Annotated in this window: 8 protein-coding genes and 1 pseudogene; 8 read left to right on the top strand and 1 reads right to left on the bottom strand. The window is 61.3% G+C overall.

The features are described 5' to 3' along the window. The 8 genes and pseudogenes from EOC93_RS34065 to EOC93_RS10620 form a co-directional block, all read left to right on the top strand. A pseudogene (locus EOC93_RS34065) lies at positions 1-292 on the top strand (DUF3300 domain-containing protein); the annotation flags it as partial. A gap of 20 nt (positions 293-312) precedes the next feature. After that, entirely contained in the window at positions 313-1,299 is a 987-nt protein-coding gene (locus EOC93_RS10650; RefSeq protein WP_245461430.1) for a DUF2950 domain-containing protein, read from the top strand. 253 nt (positions 1,300-1,552) lie between these two features. Then, positions 1,553-3,925, top strand: a complete 2,373-nt coding sequence (locus tag EOC93_RS10645; RefSeq protein ID WP_127204578.1) for an arylsulfatase — start codon at positions 1,553-1,555, stop codon at positions 3,923-3,925. 85 nt (positions 3,926-4,010) lie between these two features. After that, positions 4,011-4,421 (top strand): hypothetical protein, encoded by a 411-nt coding sequence (locus tag EOC93_RS10640; protein WP_127204577.1) that lies wholly within the window; start codon positions 4,011-4,013, stop codon positions 4,419-4,421. Positions 4,422-4,494: 73 nt separating this feature from the next. Further along, entirely contained in the window at positions 4,495-4,938 is a 444-nt protein-coding gene (locus EOC93_RS10635; RefSeq protein ID WP_095486771.1) for a DUF202 domain-containing protein, read from the top strand. A 57-nt stretch (positions 4,939-4,995) separates the two neighbouring features. Next, on the top strand, positions 4,996-6,477 hold the full coding sequence (locus EOC93_RS10630; protein WP_095486770.1) for an arylsulfatase: 1,482 nt from the start codon (positions 4,996-4,998) through the stop codon (positions 6,475-6,477). Positions 6,478-6,717: 240 nt separating this feature from the next. Continuing rightward, entirely contained in the window at positions 6,718-7,635 is a 918-nt protein-coding gene (locus EOC93_RS10625; RefSeq protein ID WP_126107494.1) for a formylglycine-generating enzyme family protein, read from the top strand. After that, on the top strand, positions 7,635-7,976 hold the full coding sequence (locus EOC93_RS10620) for a DUF1622 domain-containing protein (RefSeq protein WP_127204576.1): 342 nt from the start codon (positions 7,635-7,637) through the stop codon (positions 7,974-7,976). Before EOC93_RS10625 ends, EOC93_RS10620 begins: the two co-directional genes overlap by 1 nt. An 83-nt stretch (positions 7,977-8,059) precedes the next feature. Here the strand turns inward: EOC93_RS10620 and EOC93_RS10615 are convergent, their stop codons facing one another. Next, entirely contained in the window at positions 8,060-9,241 is a 1,182-nt protein-coding gene (locus tag EOC93_RS10615) for a hypothetical protein (protein WP_127204575.1), read from the bottom strand. Between the last annotated feature and the right edge of the window lie 48 nt (positions 9,242-9,289).

The following is a 9,289-nucleotide window of genomic DNA, read 5'->3' as shown; positions in this document are numbered from 1 at the left end:
CGCCAACGTCACCCGCCCCGCCAAGCCCGCCAACATCCAGAAACCTGCGGCCAGGCCTACCGCCAATCGCCCGGAGGCGAAGCCGGCCAAGGTGAACCGTCCGGCTGGCAAGCCAAAACCTGCGGCACGGGTCGACAACCGGCCGAAGAAACCGTCGGGTCTTGGCAACGTCGATCGCGGCAAGGCGACCAAGGTCAGCTCCGACCGTGGCCACAAGTCGATGGGCGGCGGCCAGCGCGGCGGTGGCGGCCACAAGCAGATCAAGCGCGGCGGCGGCGGACGCCGGCGTTAACGGAACGGGAGGACAGGATTATGACACAGATGTTCAGCACCACCCGTCACACGGGAGTTTTGCATACGATCCTTCTCCGCTCAGTCTGTGCCGTGGTGCTTGCAGCCGGCATCGCTGTCTCGCAGCCGGCATCCGCGCAGGAAGCGCCGCAAGCGCCGGAGATCACTGCGTTTGCGGCCGCCGCCGAGCCGCCCGTCTTCGACACGCCGGAAGCGGCTGTCGAGGCGTTCAAGAAGGCGCTGGACGACGCCGGCAACGGTGCGGTTGCGGCCCTTCTCGGCCTCGATGCGGAAAAGCTGAAGGCCGACGAGAACTCGGACGAGACGCTGGTGGCGATCAAGGAGGGTGTGGCCAAGCAGCTTGTCCTCGATGGCGAGGGCGACCGCCGCACGCTGCAGATCGGCGACAAGCTGTGGCCGCTGCCTTTTCCGCTCGTCAAGGGCGAGGACGGCAAGTGGGCTTTCGACACCTATGCCGGGCTCGAAGAGATCGTGAACCGGTATGTCGGCGAGAACGAGCTCACCGCGATCGGGACGATGCGCGCCTATGTCGACGGGCAGGAGGACTATGCATCGCAGGACCGCGACGAGGATGGCGTGGAGGAGTTCGCGCAGAAACTGATCAGCTCTGAAGGCGCGACCGACGGGCTCTACTGGCCGACCGACGACATCAACGGCGAGAGTCCGGCCGGTGACGCCGTCAGTGAGGCAGAGCTCGAGGACGCGGCCAAGGGCGAAGGCTATTTCGGCTACAAGTACAAGGTCCTGACCGGCCAGGGCGACTATATCGCCGGCGGCGCCTACGACTACGTCATAAACGGCAACATGATCGCCGGCTTCGGCCTCATCGCCTGGCCTGCCAAATACGGCGAAACCGGCGTGAAAACCTTCGCCGTCAACCAGCACGGCGTCGTCTACGAGACCGACCTCGGCCCGACCACCGAGCAGATCGTCAAATACATCGACCGCTTCAACCCGGACGATACCTGGCAGGTCGTGGCCGACTGAGAGAAAAGCGTTTTAGTGAAGAACACGCTGCAGAGGTCTCGTTGCGGTTTGCGCGTTCGCAGGACGTGGAGTTCTTCCTTGGCTCATTGAGGAAAGCCGGGCTCACCTCAGAGACTGACTCTTGCGCTGGCCGAGCGGATTCTGCCCGTAGGTTACCGTTAATTACCTTCCGCTCCGAGCGGCAATAGGCAAACCTTACGAAGGGCGCCCGTCAAAGATATGTGGCAAGAGCGCCTCCAAATGGGAGGTCACGATGAGCGAAGACAAGATCAACCGCACCGTCCTACCGATTCCGTCGCGGCCGCGAACGGGCCTCATCACCTACGACGCCAAGGATCCCGACACCAAATTTCCGCCGATCGAGCAATTGCGGCCGCCCAAGGGCGCGCCCAATGTCATCGTAATCTTGATCGATGATGCTGGGTTTGGCGCGTCGAGCGCCTTTGGTGGCCCTTGCAACACACCGAACGCCGAGCGCCTCGCGTCGCGTGGCCTCAAATACAATCGCTTTCACACGACGGCGCTGTGCTCGCCGACGCGCCAGGCCCTGCTCACCGGCCGCAACCATCACTCGGTCGGCATGGGCTGCATAACGGAAGCCGCAACCGGCTCACCGGGCTATTCCTCGGTTCTGCCGAACACCATGGCTCCCGTTGCGAAGACTCTGAAGCTGAACGGCTACGCGACCGCACAGTTCGGTAAATGCCACGAGGTCCCTGTCTGGGAGACCAGCCCGGCCGGGCCGTTCACCGCATGGCCGACCGGCGGCGGCGGCTTTGAATATTTCTACGGATTCATCGGCGGCGAGGCACACCAGTGGTATCCGTCGCTCTATGAAGGGACGATGCCGGTCGAAGTGAAGAAGACGCCCGAAGAGGGCTATCACTTCATGGAGGATATGACCGACAAGGCGATCGGGTGGATCGGCCAGCAGAGCGCGCTGATGCCCGACAAGCCCTTCTTCATCTACTTCGCGCCAGGCGCTACCCACGCGCCGCACCATGTGCCGAAGGAATGGGCCGACAAATACAAGGGCAAGTTCGACAAGGGCTGGGACGAACTGCGCAAGGAGACCTTCGCGCGCCAGAAGAATCTGGGTGTCATCCCCGAGGATTGCGAGCTGACCGCTCGGCACGAACAGATTCCTTCCTGGGACAGCATGGACGAGAAAATGAAGCCCGTCCTGCGGCGCCAGATGGAGGTCTATGCCGGTTTCCTCGAATATGCCGACCATCATGTCGGACGGCTCTTCGATACGCTCGACCAACTCAAGATCGCCGACGATACGCTGATCTACTACATCATCGGCGACAACGGCGCATCGGCGGAAGGCACGCTGATCGGCGCCTACAACGAGATGGCTAACTTCAACGGCCTCGCGGCGCTCGAGACGCCGGAATTCCTGATGGAGCGGCTCGACAAACTGGGCGGGCCGGAATCCTACAACCACTTCGCGGTCGGCTGGGCGCATGCGATGAACACTCCTTACCAGTGGACCAAGCAGGTCGCCTCGCATTGGGGCGGCACGCGCAACGGCACGATCGTGAGCTGGCCGAATGGCATCAAGGCCAAGGGCGAGGTTCGCTCGCAATTCCATCACGTGATCGATGTCGCGCCGACCATCCTCGAGGCAGCCGGGCTGCCGCACCCGACCTTCGTTGAGGGCGTGCAGCAGGCGCCGATCGAAGGCGTCAGCATGGTCTATTCGATGAACGACGCGAAGGCTGGCGAGCGCCACGAGACGCAGTATTTCGAGATGTTCGGCAATCGCGGCATCTATCACAAAGGCTGGACGGCGGTGACGCGGCACAAGACGCCGTGGATCCTGGTCGGCGAAGACATCCCGGCGTGGGACGACGATACCTGGGAACTCTACGACACGAACGAAGACTGGAGCCAGGCGAAGAACCTCGCCAAGAAGATGCCGGACAAGCTGCGCGATCTGCAACGGCTCTGGCTGATCGAGGCGACGCGCTACAACGTGCTGCCGCTCGACGACCGCACAGCAGAGCGCTTCAACCCCGACCTCGCTGGCCGCCCGGTGCTGATCCGCGGCAACACCCAGATCCTGTTCGGCGGGATGGGGCGGTTGTCGGAGAATTCCGTCATCAGCATCAAGAACAAGTCGCACTCGGTGTCGGCCGAGATCGACGTGCCCGAAGGCGGCGCCGAGGGAGTCATCGTTGCCCAGGGCGGCAATATTGGCGGTTGGTCGCTCTACGTGAAGGGCGGTAAGCTGAAATATTGCTACAACCTGATCGGCGTGAAGCACTTCTTCGCCGAATCGAAGGAGAGGATTCCCCAAGGTTCGCACCAGGTCCGCATGGAGTTCGCCTATGCTGGCGGCGGCCTCGGCAAGGGCGGCGTGGTCACGCTCTTCGTCGACGGCATGCAGGTCGGCGAAGGCAAGGTCGAGGCGACCGCGGCGATGGTGTTCTCCGCCGATGACGGCACCGATGTTGGCTGCGATACCGGCGCGCCGGTCTCGCCCGATTACGGGCCGCAGGACAACGAGTTCAACGGCACCGTCCGCGGCATCCAGCTCGCGATCGGGGACGATGCCAATCACCCCGACCACCAGGTGTCGCCCGAGGAAGCCCTCCGCGTCGCGATGGCGCGGCAGTAAGGGGCGTCGTCTTACGGACGGGCGGCGCCGGCAACGGCGTCGCCCGTTCTAGGCAACCGTCTTCGCAAAGAGGGAATGAGCACGAATGGCAATCGAAGACATTCTGCAACGTTTTTGGGAAGACCTCGTCGCAAGGCCGAGTGGGCCCCTGGCACTCAGGTTCCTTCTTCAGCCGGTGATGGCGACTTTGTTCGGGATACGTGACGGCATCAAGGACGCGCGCGACGGGCGCTCGCCTTATTTCTGGACCGTCCTGTCAAAGCCTGGCGAGCGCCGCGCGCGCCTTGTCGAAGGGGTCAGATCGACGGGCAAAGTTATGGTGCTCGCCGTGATCCTGGATGCTGTCTATCAAATCATGCAACTCGGCACCTTCTATCCGTTTGAAGCTGTGGTCGTGGCGATTGTTCTCGCCTTCGTTCCCTATCTCCTGATCCGGGGTCCGGCGGCGCGCATCGCGCGCTGGTGGAGCAGCGCTCGTCTCGGACCAAAATCGTGAATGATCAAAAAGCCTTGGGGCCAATCTCGTACGCTGAAACAATGTCGATGAATAGGGATTCAAGGGGATCAGAATGGTGAGCCAGCCCGCGGATGAGAACCCGCCAAGATTTGAAGTCCATGTGACATCGGACAGTCATTTCTCTTGGCTGCGTACGCGTCTCAGCGTCGAGCGCACGCTGATGTCTTGGGTGCGAACGTCCGTCTCGCTTATCGGCTTCGGCTTCACGATCGTCCAGTTCTTCGAGCGTTTTCAGGACATGCAAGGCGTCGCCCCGGCGCTTCGCCCGCAGTCGCCGCGTGTTCTCGGCCTTGCGCTGATCCTCGCCGGCGTGGGTGCGCTTGCTGTCTCGCTGTGGCAATACCGATCGCTACTTCGTTATCTGTGGAGCAAACAGTTCGCTCCGCTCGCCGGAGTGGACGAGGACCCGCACAAGACGCCGCTCTTTGCCGTCACGATCGTTCTGTTGCTCATCGGCATTTTCACTTTCATTGCCGTGCTGTTCCGGTTGGTCTGAAGGCAAGGATGGCGCAGCATCCAAGTGGCAACACGAAAACATAGGGAGGAGACGAAAATGGCAGACAAGAAACCGAACGTTCTCATCATCTGGGGCGACGACATCGGCCAGTTCAATGTCAGCGCCTACAACCAGGGCATGATGGGCTACAAGACGCCCAACATCGACAGCATCGCCAAGGAGGGAGCGCTGTTCACCGACTGGTATGGGCAGCAGAGCTGCACCGCAGGTCGTGCGGCATTTATCACCGGGCAGTCGCCCATCCGCTCCGGCCTCACCAAGGTCGGCCTGCCGGGAGCGCCCGAGGGCATGAAGAAGGAAGATCCGACGATCGCCGGCCTGCTCAAGAACCACGGCTACATGACCGGGCAGTTCGGCAAGAACCACCTCGGCGACCGTGACGAGATGTTGCCTTCGAACCACGGTTTCGACGAGTTCTTCGGCAACCTCTACCACCTGAATGCAGAGGAAGAGCCGGAAAACCCCGACTATCCGAAGGAATCGGAGTTTCCGAATTTCAAGAAGAACTTTGGTCCGCGCGGCGTCATTCACAGCTTCGCCGACGGCCGCCTCACAGACACGGGTCCGCTGACCAAGAAACGCATGGAGACCTTCGACGAAGAGGTATCCGCCAAGGCGATCGACTTTATGGAGCGCGCCAAAAAAGCGGACAAGCCGTTCTTCCTCTGGTGGAATTCCACCAAGATGCATATCTTCACGCACCTCAAGAAGGAGGTGCAGGGAAGGACGGGGCTCGGCATCTATGCCGATGGCATGGTCGAGCACGACCGTCAGGTCGGCGAGATGCTGGCCAAGCTCAAGGAACTGGGTCTCGATGAGAACACCATTGTAATGTACTCCACCGACAACGGCTCGGAGTCCTTCTCCTGGCCCGACGGTGGCACGACGATGTTCCGGGGTGAAAAGAACACCAATTGGGAAGGCGGCTATCGGGTGCCGTGCGCCATTCGCTGGCCCGGCGTGATCGAACCCGGCACGGTCATCAACGATGTCGGTTCGCATGAGGACATGCTCACGACCATCCTGGCCGCGGCTGGCGAGCCTGACGTCAAGGAGAAACTCCTGAAAGGTCACAAGGCCATGGACCGGGACTACAAGGTCCACCTCGACGGCTACAACCTCATGCCCGCATTGAAGGGCGAGGCCAAATGGCCGCGCAAGGAGTTCATCTATTGGACCGATGACGGCAGCGTCGCCGCCCTGCGTTACGGCAACTGGAAGGCTACCTTCCTGCGGCAAGACGCGCACGGCCTGCACGTTTGGCAGGAGCCCTTCGTGGCGCTGCGTGCACCGATGTTGACCAATCTACGGATGGACCCCTTTGAACTCGCGCATCAGATCGGCATGGACTATGGCCGCTGGTTCGCCGAGCACATGTTTATGATCGCACCCGCGGGCGCCTTCGTGGGACAATGGCTGCAGAGTTTCCGCGAGTTCCCGCCGCGCCAGAAGCCAGGAAGCTTCAATCTCGACCATGTGATGGAAGCGGTGACCGCCACAGGCGGAGGCGGACACTAGCGCCGTTGGCCGGGCGGCGGGCATCCCGCCACCCGGCATTGACTGCCGAGCGATTAGGACTGACAAAAATATACTTGCGAGAACGCGATGAAGGAGTGGCTAACCGCCATGACAGAGCGCCATGGCGTTGCCTATGATCGCCTTCGGTAGCTGGGACGACACAAAAGGTGCTATGTTGTGAATGACTCTGTTGATCTGACCACGCGCGACCGACACATCGGCGTGCCGCCTTTCGAAGGCATGCTGTGGATCCCCGGTGGCACTTTTTTGATGGGCTCGGACGAGCATTACCCGGAAGAGGCGCCGGCGCACCGCGTCAAGGTGGGTGGCTTCTGGATGGATCGCCATACCGTAACCAACCGCGAGTTCGAGCGTTTCGTAGCAGAGACCAGCTATGTGACGCTGGCTGAACGTCCGGCAGATCCCGCAGACTACCCCGGAGCGATACCGGAACTCCTGGTGCCGTCGTCCTCCATGTTCAAGAAGCCGCCTCAGAAGGTCGACATACGGAACTCCTACAACTGGTGGGTATATGTAGGCGGCGCCAATTGGCGCCATCCGCGCGGCCCAGCGAGCTCCATCAAGAAGCTGGGCGACCACCCAGTGGTCCATGTTGCGTTCGAGGATGCCGAAGCCTATGCGAAATGGGCGGGCAAGGAGCTGCCGACCGAAGCCGAATGGGAGTTCGCAGCCCGCGGTGGACTCGACGGCGCCGAATATGTCTGGGGTGACGAACTGACGCCAGGTGGCAAGCACCTGGCCAACACCTGGCAAGGCGAGTTTCCCTACGAAAATCGCAACGAGGATGGCTACGAGTGGACGGCTCCGGTCGGTTCGTTCCCGGCCAACGGTTACGGGCTCCACGATATGGCGGGAAATGTCTGGCAGTGGACTACGGACTGGTATCAGGAGCACTCGCGGATCGACAGCCCGTGCTGCACGATCGACAATCCGCGGGGTGGCCAGCGCGAAGCCAGCTTTGACCCCCACACCCCTGAGATCACGATCCCACGCAAGGTAACCAAGGGCGGCTCTTTTCTATGTGCACCCAATTACTGTCGGCGGTATCGGCCTGCAGCGCGCATGTCGCAGCCGGTTGATACTTCGACCTGCCATCTCGGCTTGCGCTGCATCGTTCGTTCACGCTCGGGGGAGTGATGGAACAGGCATTTGCCGTCGTTACCGGGTATGCCGTCCTGCTTATCGATGCAATCGCCCTCATTGCAATCGTATACGGAACAATCGAGGCATTCCTCGGCGCGCTTCGAACGATGTTAGTCCCTTCGGGAGCAACCGAGGGACGCGTTGTCTGGCTGCGCTATGCACGCTGGCTGGTTGCCGGCCTAACCTTCCAGCTCGCGGCCGATATTATTGAAACTTCGATTGCACCGGGCTGGGATGACATTGGACGACTGGCGGCAATTGCCGTGATCCGAACGTTTCTCAACTACTTCCTCGAGCGGGATTTGGTCGAGGTGCGGGAGTCTCAGCCAACCTGACAGGAGCTATTGCAAGGCAAGGAGCATTCGGATGCTGAGATGCGGAATCCGTATCCACCCTGGTCGCGATTGTCATTCTAGCTCTAGAAAAGCAGTCCCTTCAGTCCTGCCAAGATTTCCGCCATGGGTAGCGCCAGGAACACGACCGGGACGAACGGGAGCAGCAATGCGATGCCGAGCATCGCGACGCTTTTGAGGTCGATCGGGACCAAGCGCAGCGCGTAGACATTTGCGACGATCGCGTACAAATCGGTAGTCGCCGAGAAGTCTGGCTTCTCGAGCGCGGACTTATCGACAGGTCTGTCGCGCCCAAGCCATTTCTCTTCGAATGCCGCCCCGACCTGGGTGGCAAGAGCGCCGTATTCGAATGAGCCGCGCTGCAACGCCCTCATCAGCATCGGCGTAAAAAAGAATAATGGCGCGGCGAACAAGGCGCCGACCACCACCAGGAGACCGGCACTGAAGATCGTGTGGTCTCTCGGCAGCGCCCCGTCGACAAAGACAATATTCGCCGAACGGCCCGCAACGATCGCGGCAAGCGCCATCGCTAAGAGGGAAAATGCCCGCAGAGAATATCCCAGCACGGCAAGGCCCGCTGCGCCATCCGGATGGGATGCCAAGAGGCGGAGGTCGAGCCGGGCGATCCGCCACAGAAGATGCGCCCACAGAGCAAGCCTCCACGTCCAGCCAAGGAGCAAGGTCAGGAGCAAAGGAAGACTCACCAGCACGTGCCACCAGCCGGCTGGCGAGAAGGCGGGCGCGGAGCCGCCGGTCTTGTGCCAAACTGGAACCTGATCGAACGGCAGCGAAAAGGCCGCTGCAGACATGAGGAGATAGGCCAGAGCGATTACGACAATTTCTGCGGCGCGCGAATTGAGCTGCGCTCGGGTCGATGCGACGGCAGCGTCATATGTCCCACGGTCCCGATTGGTTACAAGCCCGGCGTCAGCAAAGTGCCGTACGATCGCATTGAGTCTTGGTGCGCACAGCGCTTCGGCCAAGACGAGTAGTGGTGCGGCGATCAGGTACCGCGCGTGCATACCCGCATCCCAAAGGAGCGGCGTAATTCCGCCGGTGTGCATAGTCACATTTTGAATGCCGGCTAAAACGAGAAGGGGCGCCCAGCCTACCGCACCGACGATCATCGCCCGGCGGCCAACATTCAGTTGACTACCCCTGACGAGGCCCAGACGTCGCTGGAGCCCGACAGGCGGACCATTCTCAAACAGTACTTCGTTTGCGTGCAGAGCTTCGTTCATTTGCATGCGCACATCTGCTCCCGATCCCGACAGCTCGGCTCATCAGCATCGAGA

The sequence above is a fragment of the Mesorhizobium sp. M6A.T.Ce.TU.002.03.1.1 genome (assembly GCF_003997275.1).
Lineage (GTDB): Bacteria > Pseudomonadota > Alphaproteobacteria > Rhizobiales > Rhizobiaceae > Mesorhizobium > Mesorhizobium mediterraneum.
This window is presented reverse-complemented; position numbering and strand designations above follow the sequence as displayed.